The following is a 22,356-nucleotide window of genomic DNA, read 5'->3' as shown; positions in this document are numbered from 1 at the left end:
GGTATCCAGGGTACGGCGGCCCTCGGAACTCACCGGAAGTGGTCCCAGCCGGCCGGGCCGTCGAAGGCAGTGCCGTCGACCGTCACCCCAGCACCGTCGGTGACCACGCCGATCGGCCGCCAGCCCGGCGGCAGCGCCACCGCCGGGGGGAAGGTCGCGGCCAGCGCGTGGTCGTCGCCACCGGCGAGGATCCAGGTGTACGGGTCGACGCCGAGCGCCTGCGCGGCGTCGGCCATCTGCCGAGGCACCTCGAACGCGTTGCGGTGCACGTCGATCGCCACCCCGCTGGCCGTCGACACGTGCCCGAGGTCGGCGAGGAGCCCGTCCGACACGTCGATCATGGCGGTGGCCCCGAGTTGGGCGGCCTGCGGGCCGGCCTGGTAGGGCACCTCCGGCCGCCGGTACGCCTCGACCAGCAGCCGGGGGGTACGGAAGCCCCTGGTGAGCACCGTCAACCCGGCCGCCGCGTACCCGGTGCGCCCGGCCAGGGCGAGCACGTCCCCGGGTCGGGCGCCCGACCGCAGTACGGGCGGCCGGCCGGCCAGGTCGCCCAGCGCGGTGACCGCGACGGTCAGCGTGGGGCTGGCCGACACGTCCCCGCCGACGACGCTCGCGCCGACCGTCCCCGCCTCCGCAGCGAGCCCGTCGGCCAGCTCCTCCGCCCAGCCGGTGTCCAGGTCGGCCGGCATGCAGAGAGCGACCAGCAGGGCGGTCGGCGTGGCACCCATCGCCGCGATGTCCGCCAGGTTGGCCGCCGCCGCCCGGTGCCCGACGTCGCGGGCGGAGGACCAGTCCCGCCGGAAGTGTCGGCCGTCGACCAGCACGTCGGTGGAGGCCACCACCCGGCCGTCCGGCGCGGCCACCACCGCCGCGTCGTCGCCCGGGCCGAGCAGGGTCGTCGGCCCGTACGACAGCCGAGCGGTGATCTTCCCGATCAGCCCGAACTCCCCGATCCCGGACACACCGACACCGCCACGGGCGTCCCGCCCGTGCTGCCCGGCTCCGCCGTGCTCGCTCACCGCTGCTCCTTGACCACCGATAGGGATCAGACCTGGTCCGTAAGGTACTTTCACCCTTCGGGCCGCTCCCGGGCGGCGACGGACGGAGGTCGAGTCGTGGTACAGGCGTACATCCTCATCCAGACAGAGGTCGGCCGCGCACGTGACGTGGCGGGTCTCATCGCGGACATCCCCGGCGTGGTACGCGTCGACGCCGTCACCGGGCCGTACGACGTGGTCGTCCTCACCGAGGCGAACACCGTCGACGAGCTCGGCAAACTCATCGTCAGCAAGGTGCAGATGGTGCCCGGCATCACCCGCACCCTCACGTGTTCGGTGGTACGGCTGTAAGTGGACGAGATGACGACCTCCTCCGCTGCTCTGGACGACGACGGGGCGCGCGACGCGGCCGACGGGACGCCCGAGCCGGCTGACGGTAACCGCGAGCCGATCGATCCGGCCGCCGCCACGCCGGCCGGCCGCGACCGGACCATGCGCGGTGCGGCGCTGCTGGCCACGTTGATCGCACTACCGATCACGCTGCTGGTGGCCCTGCTGGCCTTCAGCAAGCTCACCCCGGACACGCCGGCCGCCGCGCCGACAGCCTCCGCGACCGCCGCCCGAGCGCAGTCCACCGCGCCGGTGGAGATGGCCGCCCCGGCCCTGGCCGCCCGCCCGGCCACGGTCTGCCGGGCCCTGCTCTCCCAGCTGCCGGCGAGCATCCGCGACCTGGCCCAGCGGCCGGTCACCGCCGGCCCCGAGCAGAACGCGGCGTACGGCGACCCCGCGCTCACCGTGGCCTGCGGCGGCACCGAACCGGCCTTCCCCAGCACCGACGAGGTCTGGACGGTCAACCGGGTCTGCTGGCACCTGGCCGAGCAGCCCGACGCGGCCGTGCTCACCACGGTCGACCGCGAGACGATGATCACCGTGCGCGTGCCCAGCTCGTACGAGCAGCCGTTGCAGTGGTTGCCGGCGATCTCCAGCACGATCGTGGCGAGCGTGCCCTCGGGCGGTGCCATCCCGTCCGGCTGCCAGCGCTGACCGAGCGCGAGCGGCCCCGCCCGCTCCGGCTCACGCATGCGGGCGGGGGCCGGACGGCTCAGTGCAGGCCGACTCCGCGCCGCTGTGCGGTACGGATCAGCCGGTTGACCAGCTTCGGGTATTCCAGGCCGGAGGCCGCCCACATCCGCGGGAACATCGACGTCGGGGTGAATCCGGGCATCGTGTTGATCTCGTTGAGATAGACGTCCAGCTCGGGGGTGACGAAGAAGTCGGCCCGGGCCAGGCCGGCGCAGTCCAGCGCGGTGAACGCGCGAACCGCGTACTCCTGCACCTGGCGGGTCACCCGCTCCGGCAGGTCGGCCGGAATGTCGTACTCGCAGGAGTCGTCGAGGTACTTCGCCTCGAAGTCGTAGAAGTCGTGGTCGGCGACGACCCGCACCTCGGCCAGCACGGACGCCTCGGGCGCACCGCCGGCCTCGCCCTCCAGCACCCCGCACTCGACCTCGCGGCCGATGATCGCGGCCTCGATGATGACCTTCGGGTCGAACTGCCGGGCGGCGGCGACCGCCGCGTCCAGGTTCGCCCAGTCGGTGACCTTGCTGACCCCGAACGACGACCCGGCTCGGGACGGCTTGACGAAGACCGGCAGGCCGAGGCGATCCTTGTCCTCTTCGCTGAGCGTCATCCCGTTGCGCAGCACGGCGTACGGAACGACCGGGATGCCCTCGACGGCGCAGAGCTTCTTGGTGAACTCCTTGTCCATGGCGGCGGCGGACGCGAACACGTTCGCCCCGACATAGGGGATGCCGGCCATCTCCAGCATTCCCTGGATGGTGCCGTCCTCGCCGTACGTGCCGTGCAGCACCGGAAAGACCACGTCCACGTCGGCCAGCGCCCGGGGGCCCTCGGTCGGGTCGAGCACCATCAGCCCGTTGCCGGTGGGGTCGGCGCGCAGCACGATGTCGTCGCCGGAGTCGGCGGTGATCTCCGGCAGCTGACGGGCGTTGATCGCGAGCTGGGCGGGATCTCCGCTGGTCAGCACCCACTGGCCGGCCCGGGTGATGCCCACGGGCACGACCTCGAACTCGTCCGGGTCGAGTGCGCCGAACACGCTGCCGGCACTGACGCAGGAGATGCCGTGCTCCGGGCTGCGGCCGCCGAAGACGATCGCCACGCGGGTCTTGCCTGGGGTGGTCACTCCGGTCACCTCTTCGTACGCGACTGCGGCTGGTCGTGCTCGCCGGTGGCGCTCACCCGGTTGACCTTACTGTGCGTGGCGATAGGGCGAGGCGATACCCGGCGAGCCACGGCTCGACACGGCAATCGGTCATCAGAGTATATACGGTGCGTGATCGGACGGTAGCGGCCGACCTGGACCTGCTCAGTCCCGGGAGTGCCGGCGGCCGACGGCGATCACCTTCACCCGCTGCCGGCCGGCGCGCACCATGCCCAGCGCCATGAAGGCCCCGGCGATGCGGTCGGCGGCCTCCCGGCTGCTGGCGCCGACGACCTGGCGACGCCGCTCCGGGGCGGTCCGCTCGTTGCGGTTGACGCCCTCGATGGGGCGCACGTCGGTCAGCACCACGAGGAAGCGGGTCATCGCACGCCGCCCGAGGGCACGGCGGGGGGCTCCGGACGGGTTCGCACGTCGTCTCCTTCCGGCAGGCCGGGATGGCGGGGCGGCACGCGACGATCGGGTACGGGGGAGAAACCCGATCGCCGCGCGCCCCATCCCCTCCGGTCGCTCACCACCACCGTCGCCACGACAACCGGCGGTGAGGACGCCATGACAGATTGACACGTGTACAGCCGTGAATGCAACTCTCATCGACGTTCTCTCATGCAGACGTTCCCGCAAATGTATGCGACCATCGATGCATGGCCCCGAAGACAGCCCGTGCCCGCCGGCTCGGCATCGCCCTGCGCCACCACCGGGAAGCCGCCGGGCTGACGCTGGAGACCGCGGCGGATGAGATCAACAGCACCCGCAGCACGCTCTCCCGGTACGAGAACGCCCAGACCCTGATCACCCCGGCGACCGTACGCGCCCTGCTCACGTCGTACGGGGTGAGCGCCGACGAGGTGGCCGCGGCCGTGCAGCTCGCCAAGGACGCCCGCAAGCCAGGTTGGTGGGTGTCGTACTCCTACGTGCTGGATCGGCGCACCATCGACTTCATCGCACTGGAGGCCGAGGCGACCGCCATCGCCAACTTCGAGCCGTCGGTGGTGCCCGGCCTCCTGCAGACGGCCGACTACATCCGGGGCGTGATGCGGGGCGGGCCGCACACCCTCGGCGACGACCTGGTGGAGCAGCGGGTCAAGGTCCGGCTCGACCGGCAACAGCGACTCACCGGCGAACAGCCGCCCATCTTCGACGCGATCATCGACGAAGGTGCCCTGCTACGCCCGGTCGGCGACCAGTCGGTGATGAACGGGCAACTGCGGCACCTGGTCAAGATGGCCGAGTTGCCCAACATCAGCGTGCAGGTGATTCCGCTGTCCGCCGGCTACCACCGGGGCACCCGGGGTTCGCTGCACATCCTCGAATTCGCCGACCCGGAGGATCCGATCATCGCCTCGGTGGAGACCGTCGCAGGTCAGATGATCCTCGACCGGGCCGGCGAGACGCGTACCTGCACCAAGATCATGGAGCATCTCCGAAGCGTGGCGCTCAGCCCGGCGGACAGCCGCGAGATGCTCCTGAGAGTCCTGAAGGGACGGTAGGACCGATGACACCGACGATCACAGCGGCCTTGGCCGCGGCGGCGTGGCGCAAGAGCAGTCGCAGCGGCGACGAGGGCGCCTGCGTGGAGGTGGCCGCGATACCGCGGCTCGTGGCCGTCCGCGACTCCAAGGACCCGGCCGGCCCGGCTCTGCTGTTTCCGACGGCCGCCTGGGCCGCCTTCGCCCAGGCACCACCCCTGGGCTGACCCGACGTCTCCGAGCCGGCGTGGGCATCGGCCCGCGCCGGCTCAGGCAACCAGCGGCCGAGGCTCCGCAACAGCGCGCAGCGCCTCCAGCGCGGCGATCGCGACCCCCCGGGCACCGGCCATGTCCCGATCCGGCACCAACGCGAAGGTGGCCACCGCCGCCTGCTCCTCGCGGAGCACGGTGTGCTCGCGGACCGTCGCCAGGAACCAGTCACGGAACTCCGGTGCCGCCTCCACCACCCCGCCACCGACGAAGTACGCGTGCGGGTCGGTGAAGTTCGCGGCGACGGTGAACAGCCGCCCCAACGCCATCGCCTGCTGGGTGAAGAGGTCCCGAGCGAGGGCGTCCGCGCGCTCGCCGTACCCCCGGACCAGCTTTGCCGCCCGGGCCACCGGCTCGGCGGCGAGCGGGTGGTCGGGGTACCGGGTCAGCCAGTACGGCAACAGGTTGCGTTCGATGCCGGTCAGCGAGGCCACGCTCTCGACATCCCCGAGGAAGCCACAGGCACAGGTGGGCTCCGGCTGACCCGGGCCGAGCAGCCCGTTCAGCGGGATGTGCACGTGACCGAGCTCCCCGGCCATCCCGGCCGCACCGGCGATCACCCGACCGCCCTCGACCACACCGCCGCCCAGGCCGGTGCCGACGATCGCCGACACCGACGAGCGGCTCATCGCCTCGGCGCCGAAGTAGACGTGGTGGGCGTAGAGCGCGGCCGCGTTGCCGTCGTTGTGGTAGATCACCGGCAGGCCGAGCCGCCGCTCCAGCGCCCCTCGCACGTCGAAGCCGCGCCAGGCCGGTTGGGAGAAGTTGGTGGAGCCCCGCGACGAGATGACGCCGTCGGCGCTGGCCGGGCCGGGAGTGTCCAGGCCCACCGCCCGGACCAGCTCACGCGGTACGCCGGTCTGCGCCAGCGCGCCGTCCAGCGCACGGGCCAACGCCTCGATCGCCGCCTCCGGCCCGGAGCGCACCTCACTGGGGATCTCCAACAGCCCGTCCACCAGGAAGTGGCCGTCCACCGTCAGCACGGTGGCGTTGTTGCTGGTGCCGCCGTTGTCCAGCCCGACGACCACCGGCACCCCTGCGCTGCCCACCGAACCGCCTCCCGCCCTGGTAAGTGTGAGCCGAGGCTAGTGCCAACCCCTCTCCCCCGCCACGCCCCGCCCCACCCTCCCCGCGATCTTGCACTTACTGTCCCGACATAAAACGCAATCGGCTCATTACGACTACCGAAACTGCAAGATCGCGAGGGGTGGGGGCCTCAAGCCCGGCGCGCGGTTACCGCGGTGGCGTCCAGGTCTTCGTCATGGTGGACGGTCGGCACTAGGCCGGCTGCCTGGAACGCCGCGCAGAGGGCGTCTACCTGGGTGGTGCCGGCTTCGACCACCAGGTGGCCACCGGGGACCAGCCAGTGGGCCGCGTCGACGCCCACCCGGCGCAGCACGGAGAGCCCGTCCGGGCCGCCGTCGAGCGCCACCGGGGCCTCGTGCAGTCGTGCCTCCGGCGGCATCAGCGCGACCGCGTCGGTCGGCACGTACGGGGCGTTGGCGACCACCAGGTCGAGCCGGCCCCGCCACCGCCGGGGCAGCGGATCGAACAGGTCGCCCTGGTACACCTCGGCATTCAGCCCGACGACGTTGCGACGGGCACAGGCCACGGCCGCCGGGTCGATGTCGGCGGCGGCCAGCCAGCGCGGCGCGAGCCGGTGCGCCAGCGCGACCGTGGTGGCCCCGGAGCCGCAGCAGAGGTCGACCACGGCCGGCGCCGCTCCGGTCACCTCGGCCGCTACCTCGACCAGCAGGGCGGTCCGGGCACGCGGCACGAAGACGCCCTCGTCGACGGCGATCCGCAGGCCGCAGAACTCCGCCCAGCCGAGCAGGTACTCCAACGGTTCGCCGGCCACCCGGCGGTCGGTCAGGTCGGCCAGCGCCGTCGGGCTGTGCGCCGCGGCCAACAGCAGCTCGGCCTCGTCCTCGGCGTAGACGCAACCGGCGGCCCGCAGCCGGATCACGAGGGCGGCGCGGTCGGTGGGGGTCGGTGCGGCCACGGGAGACGTCAGACCGCTGCGGCGGCGTCCAACGCGGCGGCGATGTCGGCCACCAGGTCCGCGGTGTCCTCCGCCCCGCAGGAGAGCCGGACGAAGCCGGGCGCGGTGTCGTCGCCCCACTGCGCCCGCCGGTCCGCCGTGGTGTGCAGACCGCCGAAGGAGGTCGCCGCCGCCACCAGCCGGGCGGCCTCGACGAATCGGCCCACCCGCTCGGCGTCGCCCAGGTCGAACGAGAGCACCCCCGGGATCCGGCGCATCTGCGCCGAGGCCACCGCGTACGCGGGATCGTCCGGCCGCCCCGGCCACCGCAGGCCGGTCACGTCCGACCGGCCCGCGAGCAGGTCGGCGACCGCGGCGGCGTTCGCGCTCTGCCGCGCCAGCCGCAGGTCGAGTGTGGCCAGTGATCGGTGCGCCAGCCAGGCGTCGAACGCGCCCGGAACCGCCCCGGTGGTGGTACGCCAGGTCGTCACCGCGTCGATCAGCTCGGCGGACCGGCTGGCCAGGTAGCCCAGCAGCAGGTCGGAGTGGCCGGTCAGCGCCTTCGTGCCGGAGGCGACCACCAGGTCGGCGCCGAGATCCAGCGGGCGCTGACCCAGCGGGGTGGCCGTGGTGTTGTCCACCGCGAGCAGCGCGCCGGCGGCGTACGCCCGCTCGGCCAGGGCCGACACGTCGACCACGTCGAGACCGGGGTTGGCCGGGGTCTCCACCAGCACCAGCCGGACACCCTCGAACGACGGGTACGGTCCGACGGTCGGCGCGAACAGCACCCGGACGCCGATGGCCTCCAGCACATTTTTGGCGAACGCCCGGACCGGGAAGTATCCGTCGGTGGGGAGCACCACCGTGTCCCCCGGGCGGAGCAGGGTGAGCAGCAGGCCGGTGATGGCCGCCTGACCGGTCGCGAAGACCCGGCAGTCACCGCCCTCCAACTCGCCCACGGCCGCCTCCAGCAGCCGCCGGGTCGGGTTGTCCGGACGGCCGTAGCCGTTCGGCGACGCGCCCTGGCCCTGGTACGGGTCGAGGTGGTACGGCGCGGCGAAGACCGGCCCGGGCAGGAACGGGTCCCCCGGTGCCGGCTCCGGCAGGCCGGCGCGTACGCAGCGGGTGCCGTCTCCCCATTCGCTCATCGGGTTCCTCACTCGTACGACTCGGGTTTGGCGGTGCGGCTCATCAGGGTCTCCACGGCGAGGCGCGGGTCCATCCCCTCGTGACAGATTCGCTCGACGTGCTCGGTGATCGGCATCTCCACGCCGTGCGCCCGGGCCAGATCGCGGATCGCCAGGCAGCTCTTCACGCCCTCGGCGGTCTGCCGGGTGGCGGCCTGCGCCTGCTCCAGCGTCTCCCCCCGGCCCAGGTGCTCACCGAAGGTGCGGTTGCGGGCCAGCGGGGACGAGCAGGAGGCAACCAGGTCGCCCATGCCCGCGAGGCCCGCGAAGGTGATCGGGTCCGCGCCGAGCGCCACGCCCAGTCGGGCCGTCTCGGCCAGCCCGCGGGTCATCAGCATCGCCCGGGTGTTGTCGCCGAAGCCCATCGCGGTAGCGATGCCGTACGACAGGGCGATCACGTTCTTGACCGCCCCGCCCAGCTCACAGCCGATCACGTCGTCGTTGGTGTAGGGGCGCAGGTACGGCGTCCGGATCGAGGACTGGACGAGCGTGGCGCGGGCGCTGTTCGTCCCGGCGACCACGGTCGCGGCGGGCTGCTCGGCGGCGATCTCCGGGGCCAGGTTCGGGCCGGACACGACCACCACCCGGTCCGCGGCGACCCCGGCGGTCTCCACGATCACCTCGCTCATCCGCTTGGTGGTGCCCAGCTCGATGCCCTTCATCAGCGACACCAGGGTGGAATCCGGGTGCAGGTGCCCGGCCCATTCGGCGAGGTTGCCGCGCAGGGTCTGCGACGGCACGGCCAGTACCACCACCTCGGCGCCGGTGATCGCCTCGGCGGCGTCGGCGGTGGCGGTGACCCGGCTCGGCAACAGCAGGTCGGGCAGGTACTCCGGATTGCGGCGCTCGGTCCGAATGCTCTCGGCGACCGGCGCGCGGCGGGCCCACACCGTCACGTCCCGCCCCGCGTCCGCGAGGATCTTGGCGAACGCGGTGCCCCAGGAACCGGCACCGAGTACCGCGACGTGACCGCTCATGCCGCTTGGTCCTGCTGTTCGCCGCCGACGGAGGACCGGGCCGGTCGCTCCCACAGCGGCGGCGGGGTACCGCCACGGATCTCGGCGAGCATGTCCCGCAGCCGCAACATGATGGTGTCCGTCATCTCCTCGAGGGTGGCCCGGGTCGGCTGGGCATCCGCCCACCGGCTCAGGTCGATCGGCTCCCCGGCGGCAACGGTCACCGGGATCCGGGGGCGCAGGCTGACGCGGGCGGTCCGCGGGTCGAAGATCCGCTCCGGGCCCCACATCACCACCGGTACGACCGGAGCGCCGGTGGCGAGGGCCAGCCGGGCCGCGCCGGTCTTGGCCTTCATCGGCCACAGCTCCGGCTGTCGGGTGGTGGTGCCCTCCGGGTAGATCACGACGGCGCCACCCTCGTTGAGCGCGGCGACCAGGGCGTCCAGTGAGCGGACGGCCTCCACCGTCCCCCGCTCGACCGGGATCTGCCGGCACCGGTGCAGGATCCAGCCGACCACCGGCACCCGGAACACGCTGGCCTTGCCCAGGTACTGCGGCCAGCGCCCGGAGTCGTAGATGAAGTGCGCCGACACCAGCGGGTCGGCGTGGGAGATGTGGTTCGCCACAATGATCATGCCGCCGTCACGGCCGAGGTGCTCCTGACCACGCCAGGTACGCCGGGTCCAGACGGTCATCACCGGCTTCACCAGCCCCACGGCGAACCGTTGCCAGAACCCCAGCCTCCGCCGTGTCACTGTGCCTCCTCGTCGCGCCCCAACCCCGCCGCGAAATCCCACCCGCGACACCCGCAGCGGAAATCATGCCTGCTCGCCCCCGGTACGGCCAGCGAGGGTCCCGTCGTCCGGCTGGCAGGATTGCGGACGTGAGTCAGCCGAGGTGGGCCGTGGTGGTGCCGGTGAAGCAGCTGGCCGCTGCCAAGAGTCGGCTGCGCGGCGCGCTGACCGGCGTACCGCACGAGGAGCTGGCACTGGCACTGGCGGCCGACACGCTCCGCGCGGTGCTGGCCTGCCCGGCGGTCGCCGAGGCCCTGGTGGTGACCAACGACGGCCGGGTGGCGGCGGAGGCGCGGGCCGTTGGCGCGCGGGTGCTGCCGGACGAGCCGGACGCCGGCCTGAACGCCGCGTTCCGGCACGGCGCGGCCGAGGCCGCCGGATGGGTGGCCGGAATCACCGCGGATGTGCCGGCGTTGCGCCCGGCCGAACTGGCCGGCGCGCTACTCCTGGCGCAGAACAGCCGACCGGCGGTACGCCGGTTCCTGCCGGACGCACCCGGCGGGGGCACGGTGCTGCTCACCGCCCCGCCGGGCGTACCGCTGGATCCCCGCTTCGGGGTGGGCTCGGCGGTCGCGCACACGGCGAGCGGGGCGCTGCCGCTCGACGGCGACTGGCCCAGCCTGCGCCGGGACGTGGACACCGCCGCGGACCTGGCCGCCGCCGCCCGGCTGGGGCTGGGGCCGCGCACGGCCGCGCTCGTCACCGCCGGTCGCCCCGCCCGCTCCGCGGGTTGAGCGCCCCGCCCGCTCCGCGGATTGAGTCGCCGGCTCGCTCCGCAGGTTGAGGCCCCGGGTGTACGGTGCCAGCATGCAGGGCACGGTGGCCAGCTTTGACGCGGCGACGCGCAGCGGTGTCCTGCTGCTCGACGACGGCACCGAGATGCGCTTCCCCGCCCGGGCCTTTGACGCCTCCGGGCTGCGGCTTCTCCGGCTCGGCCAGCGGGTTCGCATCGACACCGATCCCGACGGCGAGGTCGTCCGGGTGACATTGCCGACGATGATCTGACCCGGCGAGCCCAAGTTCATTTTGCGTTTACCGTAATCGGGTGATTATGAGCGGGTGAGCACCCCTCGCGAGCAACCGGCCCATCCGCCCGCCACCAACCTCCGCAACGGCTCCCGCGCGCGCGGCACCGACGGGCGCTTCCGCCCGTCCCGCGCCGAACGCGCCGGCGCCTCCCGCGCCGACACCCTCGCCGACGATCCCGGGGCTGCCTCCTCCGGGCTGGACGAGGTGATCGACCCCGCGCCGAGGATCGAGGCGGACGGACCGGCCGCCGGTGACGTCCACCCGGTTCTGCCCGACGACCTGCCCACCGGTCCCGGAGACGGGGACGACGAGCCCCCGGCGGCCGCACCGCTGCCGGAGGACCGGTTCCTCAACCGGGAGCTGTCCTGGCTCGACTTCAACGCCCGGGTGCTCACCCTGGCCGAGGACCAGCGCACCCCGCTGCTGGAGCGGGCCAAGTTCCTGGCCATCTTCGCGAGCAATCTCGACGAGTTCTACATGGTGCGCATCGCCGGGCTGAAGCGGCGGCTCTCCGCCGGCCTGCCGGTTCGCGGCGGGGATCGGCTGCCCCTGCGGACGCAGTTGGAGCTGATCGCCGAGCGGACCGCCGCGCTGGTCGCCCGGCACGCCGCCTGTTTCGTCGACGACGTGCTGCCCAAGCTCGCCGAAGAGAGCATCCGCATCCTGCGCTGGGGCGAGCTGGGCGACCCCGAGCGGGAGCGCCTGCGCACCTACTTCCGGGAGCACATCTTCCCGGTGCTGACCCCGCTCGCGGTGGACCCGGCGCACCCGTTCCCGTACATCTCGGGGCGGTCGCTGAACCTGGCGGTGGCGGTTCGTGACCCCGACGGCGGTTCGGAGCTGTTCGCCCGGGTGAAGGTGCCCAACAACGTCCCCCGCTTCGTCCGGGTGGACCGGGACCAGCCGGGCGTCCGGATGCTGCCGGTGGAGGACCTGATCTCGGTGCACCTGGGGCAGCTGTTCAGTGGCATGCAGGTGGTCGAGTGCCACCTGTTCCGGGTCACCCGCAACGCCGAGGTGGAGGTCGACGAGGACCGCGACGAGGACCTGCTGCAGGCCCTGGAACGAGAACTGGCCCGGCGGCGGTTCGGCCCGCCGGTCCGGCTGGAGGTGGCCGCGTCGATCTCCGACCACATGCTGGAGTTGCTCGTCCGCGAGCTGGACATGGACGACCAGGACGTGCTGCGGGTGCCGGGCCTGCTCGACCTGTCCGCGCTGTGGCAGGTCTACGGCGAGGCCGACCGACCGGACCTCAAGGACCCGCCGTTCGTGCCGGCCACCCATCCCCGGCTCGCCGAGGGTGAGGTGCCACGCAGCGTCTTCTCCACCCTGCGCGACGGCGACATCCTGGTGCACCACCCGTACCACTCGTTCGCCACCAGCGTGCAGCGCTTCATCGAGCAGGCCGCCGCCGACCCGAACGTGCTGGCCATCAAGCAGACCCTCTACCGGACCAGCGGCGACTCCCCGATCGTCGACGCGCTGGTCGACGCGGCCGCCGCCGGCAAGCAGGTGGTGGTGCTGGTGGAGGTGAAGGCCCGCTTCGACGAGGTGGCCAACATCGGCTGGGCGCGCACGCTGGAACGTGCCGGTTGCCACGTGGTGTACGGCCTGGTCGGTCTGAAGACGCACTGCAAGACCGCGCTGGTGGTCCGGCAGGAGGGCAACCAGATCCGCCGCTACTGCCACATCGGCACGGGCAACTACCACCCGAAGACGGCCCGCCTGTACGAGGACTTCGGGATGCTCACCGCCGACCCGGAGATCGGCGCGGACCTCACCGACCTGTTCAACGTGCTCACCGGGTACAGCCGGCAGACCGCGTACCGGCGGTTGCTGGTGGCCCCGCAGGGCATCCGCAGCGGCCTCATCGAGCGGATCGAACGGGAGATCTCGCACGTCCGGCTGGGCATGCCCGGCCTGGTCCAGTTCAAGGTCAACTCGCTGGTCGACGAGGGGGTGACCGACGCGCTGTACCGCGCCTCGCAGGCCGGCGTACACGTCGACCTGCTCATCCGGGGCATGTGCACGCTGCGTCCCGGGGTCCCCGGTTTGTCGGAGAACATTCGGGTCCGCTCGATCCTCGGCCGGTTCCTGGAGCACTCCCGGGTCTTCCGGTTCGGCAACAACGGCGAGGCCGAGTTCTGGATGGGCTCGGCCGACCTCATGCACCGCAACCTCGACCGTCGGGTGGAGGCCCTGGTGCAGGTGAGCGACCCGATCGCCCGCGCCGAGCTGGACCACGTGCTGACCGCCGCGATGAGCCCGGACGTGGACGCGTTCGAGCTGGCCGGCGACGGCACCTGGATCCGGCGTACCAGCGGTGACGACGCCGCTCGGGCCCATCTGCAGGAACTGTTGCTGCGCCGCGTCGGTGGCACGGCCGGCTGACCGCGCAGCGCATAGGCTGAGCTGATGGTCGAGGAGGAGCAGAAGTACGAGGTGGACGATGCCTACGTGCTACCGGATCTGGCCGGCACGGCCCCGGCCGGGGGTCGGGTCCGGGCACTGCCGCCGGTGACGCTGGTCGCCCGCTACCTCGACACGGTCGACCTGCGGCTGGCCCGGGCCGGGGCCTCGCTGCGCCACCGCCGGGGCGACGAGCTGCCCTGGACGGTGAAACTACCGACCGGGACGCCGGGCGTCCGGCACGAGATCTCCCGTGCCGGCCCGAAGGGGCAGCCGCCTCCGGAACTGGTGGAGTTGGTCACCGTCCTGCACCGGGGGGCGCCGCTGGCCCCGGTGACGGTGGTCCGGACGGTCCGGCACGCGTACGAGGTGTGTGACCGGGCCGGCACTGTCCTCGCCGAGGTGGTGGACGACCGGGTGACCATCCTCGACGACGCCGGCACCACCACCGACACGTTCCGCGAGGTGGAGGTGGAGCTGAAGGCCGGCGACCGCGAGCTGCTCGACCGGGTCGGCACGGTGCTGCGCGAGGCTGGCGCCCAGGGCGGGGCGTTCACCCCGAAGCACGTACGGGCGCTGGGCGCGGCGGCGCAGGCCGATCCTGACCTGGTCGCGCCGGCCGGGCTGACCGCCGAGCCGACCGCCGGTGACGTGGTGACCGAGGCGGTCCGCAAGGAGATCCGCCGGCTGCTGGCGCACGACCCGCTGGTCCGGCTGCGCGCCCCGGCCGCCGGTGGCGACACCGCAGTGCACCAGATGCGGGTGGCCTGTCGACGCCTGCGCAGTGATCTGCGCACCTTCAAACCGTTGGTCCGCAAGACCTGGGCCGGTCCGCTGCGCACCGAGCTGCGTTGGTTGGCCGGTGTCCTCGGCGCGGCCCGCGACGCCGAGGTGCTGCGCGCGCGGCTGCGCCGCACCGCCGACGCCGATCCGCTCAGCCCGCTCGACCAGGGCGCGGTGGACCGGCTGGACGAGGTGCTCGCCAAACGCCAGCGACAGGCGCTGACCGCGATCGACGAGGCACTGCGTTCCGCGCGCTACCTGGCCCTGGTGGACGCCCTGATGCTGGCCGCCCGCGCGCCCCGGCTCACCCGCCGGGCGTCCGCCCCGGCGGCGGAGGCGCTGCCCGCATTGGTGGCACGGCCCTGGGGGCGGCTGACCGGGCCGGACGGCGTGGACGGGCTCGACGCGCAGTCGCCGGACGATCGTTGGCACGCCATCCGCAAGGAGGGCAAGCAGGCCCGGTACGCGGTCAACGCGGTGGCCCCGACGGTGGGCAAGGGCGCACGCCGGCTGTCCCGCGCCCTCGCCAAGGTGCAGGACGTGCTCGGCGAGCACCAGGATGCGGCGGTGGCGGCGGACACCTGGCTGGAGATCGCCGCCGAGCGGCCGGACGACCACGAGTTGGCGGTCACCGCCGGGCGGCTGGCCGAACGGGAACGCCTGTCGGTACGCCGGATGCGGGCTCTCTTTCCGGCCGCCTGGCACCGGGCCACCCGGCGACGGCGGACCAGTTGGCTGCCGTGACCGGCATCCGGGCGGCCGGCGGGGTGGCCTGGCGGCCGACCGCCGAGGGCGTACGCGTCTGCGTGGTGCACCGCCCCCGCTACGGCGACTGGACGTTGCCGAAGGGCAAGCTGGAACCGGGCGAACATGCGCTGGCCGCGGCGGTCCGCGAGGTGGCCGAGGAGGCCGACGTGCGGGGCGTACCGCAGGTTCGGCTGCCCTCGGTGCGGTATCGCAGCGAGGGGCAGCCCAAGCTGGTCGACTACTGGTCGATGCTCGCGGTGGCCAGCGGCGGTTTCCAACCGGGCACGGAGGTGGACGACATCCGCTGGCTCACGGTGGACGACGCGATCCGGTTGGTCAGCTACCCGCACGACGCCGAGGTGTTGGCGGCGTTCGCCGCGCTGCCGCCGGTGACGGCCACGGTCGCGCTGGTTCGGCACGCGCACGCCGGCAAGCGGGCCACCTGGTCCGGCCCGGACGTCGGTCGACCCCTGGATGCCGAGGGGTGGGCCCAGGCGAGCGCGTTGGCGGCGCTGATCGCCCTGATCCGCCCGGCCCGACTGGTCTCGGCGTCGGCGCGACGCTGCGTGCAGACACTCGACCCGGTGGCCACGTTGCTCGACCTGCCGATCGAGGTCTGCGGCGACCTGGACGAGCCACAGCCCGGCCAGCAGAGCGACGAGCAGATCCTGGCCACCGCCGCCCGGTTGCTGGCCTTGGCCGGCACCGGCGGGCAGGCGGCGGTGTGCAGCCAGGGCAAGGTGCTGCCGGGCGCCCTGGAACGGTTGACCGGCCGCACCGACGAGGACTACACCACTCCGAAGGGCGGCGGTTGGCTGCTCGCCTTCACCGCCGACGGGCTGCTGGCCGCCGACCGCCTGTAGGCGTGTTTCGGAAGTGCTGGCCGGCCCGCGCCGGGACCGCCGCCGTCCGAGTCCGGGCCTTCCGTCAGCCCGGCGGCAGGGTCAGGGTCACCGCTACCGGCAGGTGGTCGCTGGCCGTGCTGCGCGGCGCGACCGGGTCGCCGGGGGTCAGACCGGGCGAGACGAAGATGTGGTCGATCTGCTGGCGCGGGTCGTCCGCCGGGCTGGTCGCCAACGGCCGGGCGGCGGCCAACGCGTCGACCAGGCCGGCGGTGGTGAACTGCGCGAACGCCTCGTCGCCCGGCTCGGTGTTCAGGTCACCCGCCACCACCAGGGGCCGACCGGCCGCGTATCGGGTGGCGAAGTCGGCGACCGCACGGGCCTGGACCACCGGGCCCGTGCCGGGCGGCGGTTGCAGATGGGTGCTGACCACGGCGGTATCGACACCGTCGCCGAGGTCCAGCGTGACGGCGAGGGCCTGCGCTCCGGTGGGCGCACCGACGGCGGCCAGCGGCAGCGTCCGCGCATCGCGCATCGGCCAGCGGCTGAGCACCGCGTCACCCCAGACGGGGTCGGCGGCCGGCCCGAAGGCGTACGGCATGCCGAGCCGGTCGGCCAGCAGGTCCAGGGTGTCGTGCCCGCCGTTGAGCAGCCAGGCCCGGTCCACCTCGCTGAGCAGCACCACGTCGGGCCGTTGCCGGTCGACGACCTCGGCGAGGCCGGCCAGGTCGAACCGGCCGTCCAGCCCGAAGCCCATCCGGATGTTGTACGCCACCACGGTCAACCGCTCCGGCGGGCCGTCCCGGTTGCTGGCCACCGGCACCTCGTCGGCGAGCACCGGTGCCAGCAGAGCCAGCGCGGTGACCGCGGCGGCGGCTCGCAGCGGCGGAACCGGCCCGGGAGGCCGGTCGACGACGGGACGCGCGGCGAACGCCACCACGGCGATCAGCACGGCCACCACCACCGGCACCGCCGCGTTGGGGTAGCCGAGGTCGTAGGCCGAGTAGTACCCGACCGCCCCCAGTGCGAAGACGAGCAGGCCGGTGGCGACCGCGTACCCCCGGCGGGAGGCGCTGGCGCCGCCAGCGGTGCTGGGGCTCGCGGTGTCGCGGTCCGGGTGGCTGGCGTCGTCGGTCAGGGCGAGGCAGGCGCCGAGGCCCACCGCGGCGAGGAGGACGGCCGGCAGGAGCAGGTCGCCCCGGTCGAGGGCGAACAGCACCGCGCCGGCCAGCAGCGCCACCGGGCCGTAGGCCCGCCCCCACCGTCGTCGGGGCGGCCTGGTCAACGCGGTGCACAGGAACCCGGCGACCGCCACCGGCACCGGTGCCAGGCCGAACAACGGCGAACGAGCCACACCGTCCCGGGCCACCAGGTACGACATCCCGGTCTGGGCCAGCGCCGGGGAGAGCGCCACCATGCCGGCCAGCAACAGCGCGGGCCCGGCCAGCAGCCAGGCCCGACCGCCAGCAGGGCCGGCAGGGACGTCACCGGTGTCTCGCCGGCCGGGTCGCGCCGTACCGACCAGGAACAGCACCACCGCCACGACACTGAGCAGCCAGGCCACCCAGTCGCCCCGCCAGACCAGGTCGACGGTGTCCAGCACCGCGTGCAGGGCCGCGTTGACCGCGAATCCCAGCGCCAGCCCCGGGACCGGCCGATCGGTGTCGGCGGCGACGCCGACCAGCCAGACCAGCCCGGCGAGCAACCCGGCGGTGGCCACCCAGAGCTGCGTACGCCCACCGGGAGCGGCGGTGAGCACGAGCCGGGCGACGGCGAGCGCGGCAGCGGCGGCGACCGTGACCGGGCGGGCTCCGATCCGGCGGACCACCGCGGGTGCGCCGAGCGCGAGCACGAACCAGCCGAGGGCGAACGCGCCCATCAGCTCGGCCGGGGTGGACGCCGCCTGACCGAAGATGGTGATGATGCCGGGCAGCCAGACCCTCAGCACGTCGATGAGGAGGAGTACGCCCAGCGCGAGCGTTCCGGTGGTGAGCTGTCGGTAGCGCACCGGCGCCCCATTTCCCGTCGACGGGCCGGCGGAGGGGGGCCGGCACGGCGATTCTGCGCGAGCGGGCCAACCGGGTCAACGGTCTGCGATACGCCGAAAGGGCGTCCACCCGTAGGTGGACGCCCTTTCGGAGCAGGCCGGTCAGCGCTTGCTGGCCGCCTTCTTGGCCGGAGCCTTCTTCGCCGGCGCCTTCTTGGCCGCCGTGCTCTTGCTCGCCGCCGCGGTGGTCTTCTTCGCCGCGGTCGACCGGGTCGCCGCGGTGGTCTTCTTCGCCGCGGTGGCCTTCTTGCTGGCGGCCGTCTTGGTCGCCGTGGTGCTCTTGCTCGCCTTGGCCGGGGCGGTCTTCTTGCTGGCGGCCGTCTTGGTCGCCGTGGCGGTCTTGCTCGCCTTGGCCGGGGCGGTCTTCTTACTGGCCGCCTTTGCCGTGGTCGCCTTGGTGCCCGTCGCCTTGGCGCTGGCCGCCTTCGTGCCGGTCGCCTTGGCGCCCGCCGCCTTGGCCGTGGCGGTGCTGGTGGCGGTCTTCTTCGTCGCCACCGTGGCCTTCGGCACCTTGCCGCTGGCCACCATCTCCTTGAACCCGGCGCCGGGGCGGAAGGTCGGGACTGACGTCTTCTTGACCTTCACCGCCTCGCCGGTACGCGGGTTGCGCGCTGTTCGCGCGCCACGCACACGCTTTTCGAATGCTCCGAATCCGGTGATCGCCACCTTCTCGCCCTTGGTGACCGCCGCCTGGACCTCGGTGAGGACCGCGTCGAGCGCGGCCGTCGCCATCTTCCGGTCCCCCAGGCGAACGGCGAGCGCCTCGATGAGCTCGGCCTTGTTCACGACTTCCTCCCGATTGTGCAACTGACTCGTCGCGAGCCATTCTGCGCGCACGGTATGCCCTGTGCTGCCGGGACACAAACATTCGGTAGAAAAAAGCCCTTGTGTCGTAACGGATTCACCCCCACCGGTCAGGCCGGTGGGGGTGAAATCCGCTGTGCGAGCGGCCTAACGGCTATGCCACGGAGGGCAGGAACGGCAGTCGGCGCGCCTCGTAGGAGTCGATGTCGGCGGCGTGCCGGAGGGTGAGTCCAATGTCGTCGAGGCCCTCCAGCAGGCGCCAACGGCTGAAGTCGTCCAGCGGGAACGACCAGCTCGCGTCCCCCGCCCGGAGCTGACGGGCGGTCAGGTCGACGGTCACCGGGGCAGTCGGATCCGACTCGACCAGGTCCCACAACTCTTCGACGGCTTTCAATTCCAACTCGACCGGCAACAGACCTTCCTTTAGGGCGTTGCCCCGGAAGATGTCACCGAAGCGCGGAGCCACCACCGCGCGGAAGCCCCAGTCCCGTAGCGCCCAGACCGCGTGCTCCCGGGAAGAGCCGGTGCCGAACTCCGGGCCGGCGATGAGGATCGACGCCCCAGAATAGCTTTCATCGTTGAGCACGAATGCCGGATCTTCCCGCCAGGCGCTGAACAACCCGTCGGCGAAGCCCGTCCGGGTCACCCGCTTGAGGTACACGGCGGGGATGATCTGATCGGTATCCACGTTGGACCGACGCAGCGGCACGGCGGTGCCGGTGTGGGTGGTGAACTTGTCCATCTCCTCGGTCCCTTCTACAGGTCGGCGGGGGCGGCCAGCCGGCCGACCACGGCGGTGGCGGCGGCCACCGGCGGGGAGACCAGGTGGGTACGCCCACCCCGGCCCTGGCGGCCCTCGAAGTTGCGGTTCGAGGTGGAGGCGGAGCGCTCGCCCGGCTTCAGCGTGTCGGGGTTCATGCCCAGACACATGGAGCAACCGGCGAACCGCCACTCGGCCCCGGCGTCGGCGAAGACCTTGTCCAGCCCCTCGGCCTCGGCGGCCTCACGCACGGCGGCGGAACCGGGCACCACGAGCATCCGGACGCCGTCGGCGACCTTGTGGCCACGCAGCACGTCGGCGGCCGCCCGCAGGTCCTCCAGCCGCCCGTTGGTGCAGGACCCCACGAAGACCACGTCGATCGGCAGCTCCCGCAGCGGGGTGCCGGGGCGCAGGTCCATGTACTCCAGGGCCCGGCGGGCGGCGGTGCGCTCCGAGTCGGTGGTGAACTCCTCCGGGTCCGGCACCGGCGCGCTCAACGGCGCCCCCTGGCCGGGGTTGGTGCCCCAGGTGACGAACGGGGTGATCTGGCTGGCGTCCAGGGTCACCTCGGCGTCGAAGCGCGCGCCCTCGTCGGTGGGCAGCGTCCGCCACCACGCCACCGCCGCGTCCCAGTCCGCGCCCTGCGGCGCGTTCGGTCGACCCTTGAGGTACGCGAAGGTGGTCTCGTCCGGCGCGATCATGCCGGCCTTGGCGCCCCACTCGATGGACATGTTGGCGATGGTCATCCGGCCCTCCATGGAGAGGGCCCGGATCGCCTCGCCGCGGTACTCGACGATGTGCCCGCGGCCCCCGCCCGTGCCGACCTGGGTGATCAGCGCGAGCACCAGGTCCTTGGCGGTCACGCCGGGCGCGAGGCAGCCGGTGACGTTCACGGCCATCGTCTTCGGCCGGCTCTGCGGCAGCGTCTGGGTGGCCAGCACGTGCTCCACCTCGCTGGTGCCGATGCCGAAGGCGAGCGCGCCGAACGCGCCGTGGGTGGCGGTGTGCGAGTCGCCGCAGACGATCGTCAGGCCCGGCTGGGTGAGGCCGAGCTGCGGGCCGATCACGTGCACGATGCCCTGGTTGTCGTCGCCGAGCGGGTGCAACCGCACCCCGAACTCGGCGCAGTTGCGGCGCAACGTCTCGATCTGCGTACGCGACGTGGGGTCCGCGATGGTGAGCAGGTCACCACGGCGGAGGCGGAACGCCGGGTCGGCGTACCCGGTCGGGGTGTTGTGGTCCTCGGTCGCGAGGGTCAGGTCGGTACGACGCACCCGGCGCCCGGCGAGCCGCAGCCCGTCGAACGCCTGCGGGCTGGTCACCTCGTGCAGCAAGTGCAGGTCGATGAAGAGCAGGTCCGGCTCACCAGCGGCGGACCGTACGACGTGCGCGTCCCAGACCTTCTCGGCCAAGGTCCTCGGCTCAGGAGTGACTCCCACCATCTGGACATCCTAAATTCTGGGAGGTAAGTTTCGGCTTGTGGGACACAGTATGAGCGGTGTCGGCGTTCTCGACAAGGCGGTGGTCATCCTGGCCGCCTGCGTCGACGGCGCCAGCCTGGCCGAACTCGTTGAACGCACCAAGCTGCCCCGAGCCACCGCACATCGGCTGGCCCAGGCCCTGGAGATCCACCGGATGCTGGTGCGCGACACACAGGGCAGATGGCGACCGGGCCCCCGACTGGGCGAGCTGGCCAACGCCGCACCGGACGTGCTGCTGACCGCCGCCGAGCCGCTGCTGGCCGCGTTGCGCGACGCCACCGGCGAGAGCGCGCAGCTCTACCTGCGCCGCGCCGACGAGCGGATCTGCGTGGCCGCGGCGGAACGCGCCAGCGGTCTGCGGGACACCGTTCCGGTCGGCTCCGTGCTGCCGATGACGGCCGGCTCCGCAGCGCAGATCCTGCTCGCCTGGGAGCCGCCGGAGGCGGTGATGCCGCTGCTGCCGCGCAGCAAGTTCACCGGCCGCACCCTCGCCGAGGTACGCCGTCGCGGCTGGGCGCAGAGCGTCGCCGAACGGGAGGCCGGTGTGGCGAGCGTCTCCGCCCCGATCCGCGACCGCACCGGCCGGGTGATCGCCTCGGTCAGCATCTCCGGCCCGATCGAGCGCCTGGGCCGCCGCCCCGGCGAACGCCACGCCATGGCCGTAGTAAGAGCCGGCCAACGCCTATCCGGCCTCTAACTCCCACCCCCTGCCCCCGCCCCACCCCTTCCCGCGTTGATCATGAAGTTATTGTCACGACACGCCGAGGTCGATGGTAATAACTTCATGATCAACGCGGGGCGCGGGAGGGCGCTGGGGGACGGGTGGGGGTACGAGAAAGGCTCATCTCGCTGGGCGAGATGAGCCTTTGGTTGTAGCCCCGACCGGATTCGAACCGGCGCTACCGCCTTGAGAGGGCGGCGTCCTGGGCCGCTAGACGACGGGGCCAGAACTTTTACGTTCACCACCCTCGCGGGCGGTGCGAAGGTAGTCTAGCGGCACCGTACCCGGGCGCGAGCGCGGGGTGCGGCGTCGCGCGTGCGCCGGGCGGCGGACCAAACACGCCGGGCAGCGGACCGCGGCCCGCCTGGCAGCAGACCGAAACAGGCCCGGCAGCGGACCTAAACACGCCGGGAGCGGACCGGGACAGGCCCGGCAGCGGCCGGGAACAGGCCGGCGGCGGACACGAAACAGCCCGCCCCACGAGGTGAGACGGGCTGTGCACGATGTAGCCCCGACCGGATTCGAACCGGCGCTACCGCCTTGAGAGGGCGGCGTCCTGGGCCGCTAGACGACGGGGCCAGAACAACTTTCGCTCCCCCACCTTAGCGGCGGAGGAGCTGCACTCTACCAGAGATCACCCTCCGCCCCCGGAGGGGCGGAGTCGAACTCCGTCAGAATCCAGCGTCTGAAATTCTTGCGAATTCCAGCAGCGCTGGGGTACCAGGACTCGAACCTAGACTAACTGAACCAGAATCAGTCGGGCTGCCAATTACCCCATACCCCATTGGCCCCTTGCGGCGCCGGGAGTGAACTTTACCCTCCCGGTGCCGGCAGGCCAA

General features: G+C 72.7%; 22 protein-coding genes and 3 tRNA genes. 10 read left to right on the top strand and 15 right to left on the bottom strand.

Going from position 1 to position 22,356, the window contains the following annotated elements; translation table 11 throughout:
- Nucleotides 1-29 precede the first annotated feature (29 nt).
- Nucleotides 30-1,019 (bottom strand): thiamine-phosphate kinase, encoded by a 990-nt coding sequence (locus ACIBF8_RS06730; RefSeq protein ID WP_396781384.1) that lies wholly within the window; start codon nucleotides 1,017-1,019, stop codon nucleotides 30-32.
- Nucleotides 1,020-1,115: 96 nt separating this feature from the next.
- Here ACIBF8_RS06730 and ACIBF8_RS06725 point away from each other — a divergent pair, with 96 nt between their 5' ends.
- Nucleotides 1,116-1,349 (top strand): Lrp/AsnC ligand binding domain-containing protein, encoded by a 234-nt coding sequence (locus ACIBF8_RS06725; protein ID WP_030487446.1) that lies wholly within the window; start codon nucleotides 1,116-1,118, stop codon nucleotides 1,347-1,349.
- Nucleotides 1,350-1,358: 9 nt separating this feature from the next.
- Nucleotides 1,359-2,042, top strand: a complete 684-nt coding sequence (locus tag ACIBF8_RS06720) for a DUF3515 family protein (protein WP_396781382.1) — start codon at nucleotides 1,359-1,361, stop codon at nucleotides 2,040-2,042.
- 58 nt (nucleotides 2,043-2,100) lie between these two features.
- On the opposite strand, the gene ACIBF8_RS06715 is transcribed toward ACIBF8_RS06720, so the two are convergent.
- Both ACIBF8_RS06715 and ACIBF8_RS06710 read right to left on the bottom strand, forming a co-directional pair.
- Complete coding sequence (locus tag ACIBF8_RS06715; RefSeq protein ID WP_396781381.1) at nucleotides 2,101-3,201, bottom strand: D-alanine--D-alanine ligase family protein; 1,101 nt, start codon at nucleotides 3,199-3,201, stop codon at nucleotides 2,101-2,103.
- Between the two features lie 183 nt (nucleotides 3,202-3,384).
- Entirely contained in the window at nucleotides 3,385-3,603 is a 219-nt protein-coding gene (locus tag ACIBF8_RS06710) for a hypothetical protein (RefSeq protein WP_396781380.1), read from the bottom strand.
- Between the two features lie 278 nt (nucleotides 3,604-3,881).
- Between ACIBF8_RS06710 and ACIBF8_RS06705 the strand changes: the two genes are divergently transcribed.
- Together ACIBF8_RS06705 and ACIBF8_RS06700 are read left to right on the top strand one after the other, a co-directional pair.
- Nucleotides 3,882-4,727, top strand: coding sequence for a helix-turn-helix domain-containing protein (locus tag ACIBF8_RS06705; protein WP_396781379.1), 846 nt, complete (start codon nucleotides 3,882-3,884; stop codon nucleotides 4,725-4,727).
- A 5-nt stretch (nucleotides 4,728-4,732) separates the two neighbouring features.
- Nucleotides 4,733-4,933, top strand: a complete 201-nt coding sequence (locus ACIBF8_RS06700) for a DUF397 domain-containing protein (protein ID WP_396781378.1) — start codon at nucleotides 4,733-4,735, stop codon at nucleotides 4,931-4,933.
- 42 nt (nucleotides 4,934-4,975) lie between these two features.
- Here the strand turns inward: ACIBF8_RS06700 and ACIBF8_RS06695 are convergent, their stop codons facing one another.
- The 5 genes from ACIBF8_RS06695 to ACIBF8_RS06675 form a co-directional block, all read right to left on the bottom strand.
- A complete protein-coding gene (locus ACIBF8_RS06695) occupies nucleotides 4,976-6,025 on the bottom strand; it encodes an ROK family protein (protein ID WP_396781377.1) in 1,050 nt (349 codons plus the stop codon).
- 167 nt (nucleotides 6,026-6,192) lie between these two features.
- Nucleotides 6,193-6,990, bottom strand: a complete 798-nt coding sequence (locus tag ACIBF8_RS06690) for a putative protein N(5)-glutamine methyltransferase (protein ID WP_396781756.1) — start codon at nucleotides 6,988-6,990, stop codon at nucleotides 6,193-6,195.
- Entirely contained in the window at nucleotides 6,987-8,105 is a 1,119-nt protein-coding gene (locus tag ACIBF8_RS06685) for a cystathionine gamma-lyase (RefSeq protein ID WP_396781376.1), read from the bottom strand. Before ACIBF8_RS06685 ends, ACIBF8_RS06690 begins: the two co-directional genes overlap by 4 nt.
- Nucleotides 8,106-8,113: 8 nt before the next feature.
- A complete protein-coding gene (locus ACIBF8_RS06680; protein WP_396781375.1) occupies nucleotides 8,114-9,121 on the bottom strand; it encodes an NAD(P)H-dependent glycerol-3-phosphate dehydrogenase in 1,008 nt (335 codons plus the stop codon).
- On the bottom strand, nucleotides 9,118-9,855 hold the full coding sequence (locus tag ACIBF8_RS06675; protein WP_396781374.1) for a lysophospholipid acyltransferase family protein: 738 nt from the start codon (nucleotides 9,853-9,855) through the stop codon (nucleotides 9,118-9,120). The genes ACIBF8_RS06680 and ACIBF8_RS06675 overlap by 4 nt, the downstream gene beginning before the upstream one ends.
- A 128-nt stretch (nucleotides 9,856-9,983) precedes the next feature.
- Here ACIBF8_RS06675 and cofC point away from each other — a divergent pair, with 128 nt between their 5' ends.
- The 5 genes from cofC to ACIBF8_RS06650 all read left to right on the top strand — a co-directional run bounded on the left by cofC (nucleotide 9,984) and on the right by ACIBF8_RS06650 (nucleotide 15,725).
- Nucleotides 9,984-10,628 (top strand): 2-phospho-L-lactate guanylyltransferase, encoded by a 645-nt coding sequence (cofC, locus tag ACIBF8_RS06670; RefSeq protein WP_396781373.1) that lies wholly within the window; start codon nucleotides 9,984-9,986, stop codon nucleotides 10,626-10,628.
- A 73-nt stretch (nucleotides 10,629-10,701) separates the two neighbouring features.
- Nucleotides 10,702-10,899 carry a cold-shock protein gene (locus ACIBF8_RS06665; RefSeq protein WP_130408074.1) on the top strand — a complete coding sequence of 66 codons (198 nt, stop codon included), beginning with the start codon at nucleotides 10,702-10,704 and terminating at the stop codon, nucleotides 10,897-10,899.
- A gap of 54 nt (nucleotides 10,900-10,953) precedes the next feature.
- Nucleotides 10,954-13,314 carry an RNA degradosome polyphosphate kinase gene (locus ACIBF8_RS06660; RefSeq protein ID WP_396781372.1) on the top strand — a complete coding sequence of 787 codons (2,361 nt, stop codon included), beginning with the start codon at nucleotides 10,954-10,956 and terminating at the stop codon, nucleotides 13,312-13,314.
- 24 nt (nucleotides 13,315-13,338) lie between these two features.
- Nucleotides 13,339-14,859 (top strand): CHAD domain-containing protein, encoded by a 1,521-nt coding sequence (locus ACIBF8_RS06655; RefSeq protein WP_396781371.1) that lies wholly within the window; start codon nucleotides 13,339-13,341, stop codon nucleotides 14,857-14,859.
- Complete coding sequence (locus ACIBF8_RS06650) at nucleotides 14,847-15,725, top strand: NUDIX domain-containing protein (protein ID WP_396781370.1); 879 nt, start codon at nucleotides 14,847-14,849, stop codon at nucleotides 15,723-15,725. Before ACIBF8_RS06655 ends, ACIBF8_RS06650 begins: the two co-directional genes overlap by 13 nt.
- A gap of 64 nt (nucleotides 15,726-15,789) precedes the next feature.
- On the opposite strand, the gene ACIBF8_RS06645 is transcribed toward ACIBF8_RS06650, so the two are convergent.
- The 4 genes from ACIBF8_RS06645 to leuC form a co-directional block, all read right to left on the bottom strand.
- The gene (locus ACIBF8_RS06645) at nucleotides 15,790-17,712 is read right to left on the bottom strand and encodes an endonuclease/exonuclease/phosphatase family protein (protein ID WP_396781369.1); all 1,923 of its coding nucleotides are present in this window, start codon (nucleotides 17,710-17,712) and stop codon (nucleotides 15,790-15,792) included.
- Nucleotides 17,713-17,853: 141 nt separating this feature from the next.
- The gene (locus tag ACIBF8_RS06640) at nucleotides 17,854-18,537 is read right to left on the bottom strand and encodes an HU family DNA-binding protein (RefSeq protein ID WP_396781368.1); all 684 of its coding nucleotides are present in this window, start codon (nucleotides 18,535-18,537) and stop codon (nucleotides 17,854-17,856) included.
- A 172-nt stretch (nucleotides 18,538-18,709) separates the two neighbouring features.
- A complete protein-coding gene (gene leuD / locus ACIBF8_RS06635) occupies nucleotides 18,710-19,297 on the bottom strand; it encodes a 3-isopropylmalate dehydratase small subunit (protein ID WP_396781367.1) in 588 nt (195 codons plus the stop codon).
- A 14-nt stretch (nucleotides 19,298-19,311) separates the two neighbouring features.
- Nucleotides 19,312-20,757, bottom strand: a complete 1,446-nt coding sequence (leuC, locus tag ACIBF8_RS06630; RefSeq protein ID WP_396781366.1) for a 3-isopropylmalate dehydratase large subunit — start codon at nucleotides 20,755-20,757, stop codon at nucleotides 19,312-19,314.
- A gap of 49 nt (nucleotides 20,758-20,806) precedes the next feature.
- Between leuC and ACIBF8_RS06625 the strand changes: the two genes are divergently transcribed.
- Complete coding sequence (locus tag ACIBF8_RS06625) at nucleotides 20,807-21,493, top strand: IclR family transcriptional regulator (RefSeq protein WP_007456408.1); 687 nt, start codon at nucleotides 20,807-20,809, stop codon at nucleotides 21,491-21,493.
- Nucleotides 21,494-21,669: 176 nt separating this feature from the next.
- Here ACIBF8_RS06625 and ACIBF8_RS06620 read toward each other — a convergent pair.
- From ACIBF8_RS06620 to ACIBF8_RS06610, 3 genes are all read right to left on the bottom strand, one after another.
- Nucleotides 21,670-21,742: transfer RNA gene (locus tag ACIBF8_RS06620), tRNA-Glu, on the bottom strand.
- A 281-nt stretch (nucleotides 21,743-22,023) separates the two neighbouring features.
- Nucleotides 22,024-22,096: transfer RNA gene (locus ACIBF8_RS06615), tRNA-Glu, on the bottom strand.
- Between the two features lie 133 nt (nucleotides 22,097-22,229).
- Nucleotides 22,230-22,301: transfer RNA gene (locus ACIBF8_RS06610), tRNA-Gln, on the bottom strand.
- Nucleotides 22,302-22,356 lie beyond the last annotated feature (55 nt).

It is taken from the genome of Micromonospora sp. NPDC050276, from assembly GCF_044459545.1.
Lineage (GTDB): Bacteria > Actinomycetota > Actinomycetes > Mycobacteriales > Micromonosporaceae > Micromonospora.
This window is presented reverse-complemented; position numbering and strand designations above follow the sequence as displayed.

Bases quoted from the DNA above. Each gene is read 5' to 3' on its own strand.
- ACIBF8_RS06720 (WP_396781382.1), top strand. From the start codon at position 1,359: ATGACGACCTCCTCCGCTGCTCTGGACGACGACGGGGCGCGCGACGCG.
- ACIBF8_RS06710 (WP_396781380.1), bottom strand. From the start codon at position 3,603: ATGACCCGCTTCCTCGTGGTGCTGACCGACGTGCGCCCCATCGAGGGC.
- ACIBF8_RS06705 (WP_396781379.1), top strand. From the start codon at position 3,882: ATGGCCCCGAAGACAGCCCGTGCCCGCCGGCTCGGCATCGCCCTGCGC.
- ACIBF8_RS06700 (WP_396781378.1), top strand. From the start codon at position 4,733: ATGACACCGACGATCACAGCGGCCTTGGCCGCGGCGGCGTGGCGCAAG.
- ACIBF8_RS06685 (WP_396781376.1), bottom strand. From the start codon at position 8,105: ATGAGCGAATGGGGAGACGGCACCCGCTGCGTACGCGCCGGCCTGCCG.
- ACIBF8_RS06680 (WP_396781375.1), bottom strand. From the start codon at position 9,121: ATGAGCGGTCACGTCGCGGTACTCGGTGCCGGTTCCTGGGGCACCGCG.
- ACIBF8_RS06665 (WP_130408074.1), top strand. From the start codon at position 10,702: ATGCAGGGCACGGTGGCCAGCTTTGACGCGGCGACGCGCAGCGGTGTC.
- ACIBF8_RS06655 (WP_396781371.1), top strand. From the start codon at position 13,339: ATGGTCGAGGAGGAGCAGAAGTACGAGGTGGACGATGCCTACGTGCTA.
- leuD (WP_396781367.1), bottom strand. From the start codon at position 19,297: ATGGACAAGTTCACCACCCACACCGGCACCGCCGTGCCGCTGCGTCGG.
- leuC (WP_396781366.1), bottom strand. From the start codon at position 20,757: ATGGTGGGAGTCACTCCTGAGCCGAGGACCTTGGCCGAGAAGGTCTGG.
- ACIBF8_RS06625 (WP_007456408.1), top strand. From the start codon at position 20,807: ATGAGCGGTGTCGGCGTTCTCGACAAGGCGGTGGTCATCCTGGCCGCC.